The following is a 2,147-nucleotide window of genomic DNA, read 5'->3' as shown; positions in this document are numbered from 1 at the left end:
TATACTATTCCGTAACTCCCTACTAAATAGACTTTTTCTAGCTTGACAGCTTGCATAAACTCAGCCAAACACTCTACTTGTAAATCTATTGAATGGTGAATATTAGGATTTTCTGATTCACCAAACCCTAACAAATCAAGTGCAAAGCAATGGAAATCTTGTGCAAGGGACTCCATCACAGATAACCATTGACTGCTCTCATTCCAAGCACCATGTAAAAAAATTATAGGAGTTTTTTCACCGACTTCACGCCAAAATATCAGCCCTTGAGAGAGCTTTATCCGGGAGTTACGGAATAGTATATTCATTTTAATTTAGTAGTTAACTTTTAGCACCATAATAAATAGTCATTGGTCATTAGTCATTGGTCATTAGTAATTAGTTTTGGACAAATTACAAACACAGAAGTATGAGCCAAACGCGAATTTATGTTGAGCAGAGTCGAAACATAGCGTCTCCTAGAGAAGCTTGCTTAGATCATATACTTTGGCGGTAAATGACAAATGACAAATGACAAATGACTAAATATTGTTATGCCAGTGTTGTCAAGCCATTCAAGTAGTCTTGCAACTGCCGGGTATGGTCGTGAGACATCTGTCCTGAAGGTAACAAATTGGGAGAGAAAGCTTGAATTTCCATGACTTCCAAAGTATCCTGAATTTTCATTGTCCCATGTACCTCAGCTTCAACCACAACACAAATTGAATGGATTCTGGGATCGCGGTCTGGTGCGGAGTAAACTCCTACCAAACGATTAATTTTCACCAATTCTAGCCCGGTTTCCTCGATCAATTCTCGGCGGACTGTGTTGGGAATATCTTCTCCCCAATCCACCATGCCTCCAGGCAATGCCCAAAGACCATCATCACGCCGCCGGATCAGTACTATGCGACCATCGGGTAAAATTGGGATAATACTAGTGCCAGTAATGGGATGACGAAATATAATACCCAATACTGTTTGTCCAATACGCCATAAGCTACGTGTGGACTGGACAGCTGCCGGAAAAAAAGCAATAACGTTCAATCTTCAAAATTTTTGTATTGTATTCTATAGCTCTCTACCACTTACATAAACTCAACTAATTAAATTTTTCTTGAGTTTTGTTTTATACACAAATGTTTGCGGTTTGAGATTTTATTCTCACGATTTACGTAGAATATTATTGATTCTAACATCAAGTTTCAAGAGAAGCACTGTATTCATATATACATAAAGTTTGCTAAATCAGAAAGTTTTTCAGTTTAAAACTAACATTAACCTTGCCCAAACTAGCTATCACTAATAGTTTTTCAGCACACATTCAAAAAAATAATCTAAATGATAAGTTTGAATCCCAAATTTAGAAGAGACAATTAAGCAGGGTTTGAGACCGTCACCTAATTCTTGATAATATTGATTAGTTTGTTCCAAGAACAACAACTAGTTAGCTAATTTACATCTATTTAACGAATTGGAATTAAATAAAAGGTATTTTTCGTCTAGCTGGTGGGGATAATTCTAAATTCTTCTTGACAGAGCAAGGTTGAATGCGATAGACTAGTACACTGTTTAAAGCGTATTTATTGCTGCACTAGGCTACAAGTATATCAATAACATTGGTAACTGATATTGCCTACGTGATGCCTAGTTGCTACTTTTTTGTTGTTTATTAATGAGGTGAACATGGCCAAGCGCCGTAACCCGAAAAAAGAAAAGGCGCTACGGAACCAGGCGTATGCCAGAAAGTTTCGTAAACGGACTACTACAGGAAGAATGCAGAGAAGGTTCCAACAAAGACCACCAAAGAGTGAAGAAGAAGAAGGAGCAGCAGCAGCTGACACTGAATAAGCTGTCTGCTTAAATCCTTGTTATTTAGATTATTTATTTTTTAGGGCGTACATTTGTACGCCCTTATTTATTTTTGGGCATTGGGCATTGGGCATGGGGCATTGGGCATTGGGCATTGGGCATTGGGCATTGGGCATTGGGCATGGGGCATTGGTCAATAATCAATAGTTCTTCTCCCCCTGCTCCCCCTCTTTCAAGGGTAGGTGTTTAAGAAAGTCACCAAATGAAGGTATGATAGAGAACTGAAGTAAGTAAGTAGAAGCCACAATTCAGAGGGCGCGATCGCGCTTCTTTCAGGGGGTTGTCTTTGGATGCAA

The 2,147-nt window shown here is 38.7% G+C and carries 3 protein-coding genes; 1 reads left to right on the top strand and 2 read right to left on the bottom strand.

Annotation, left to right across the window (positions count from 1 at the left end; all coding sequences use genetic code 11):
• Positions 1-308 (bottom strand): alpha/beta fold hydrolase (locus LC574_RS37080; protein ID WP_229458615.1); only part of this gene is annotated, 308 nt, incomplete at its 3' end.
• Positions 309-531: 223 nt separating this feature from the next.
• Positions 532-1,026, bottom strand: coding sequence for an NUDIX hydrolase (locus LC574_RS37075; RefSeq protein ID WP_229458614.1), 495 nt, complete (start codon positions 1,024-1,026; stop codon positions 532-534).
• A gap of 639 nt (positions 1,027-1,665) precedes the next feature.
• Here LC574_RS37075 and LC574_RS37070 point away from each other — a divergent pair.
• Positions 1,666-1,830 carry a hypothetical protein gene (locus LC574_RS37070; protein WP_167407613.1) on the top strand — a complete coding sequence of 55 codons (165 nt, stop codon included), beginning with the start codon at positions 1,666-1,668 and terminating at the stop codon, positions 1,828-1,830.
• Positions 1,831-2,147 lie beyond the last annotated feature (317 nt).

This window comes from Nostoc sp. CHAB 5715, assembly GCF_020829685.1.
In the GTDB taxonomy this organism is placed as follows: domain Bacteria; phylum Cyanobacteriota; class Cyanobacteriia; order Cyanobacteriales; family Nostocaceae; genus Nostoc.
Note: the sequence above shows the minus strand (reverse complement) of the source record. Positions and strands in the feature narration are given on the sequence as shown.

Excerpts from the sequence above, each read along its gene's own strand:
- LC574_RS37070 (WP_167407613.1), top strand. The coding sequence starts at position 1,666 with ATGGCCAAGCGCCGTAACCCGAAAAAAGAAAAGGCGCTACGGAACCAG.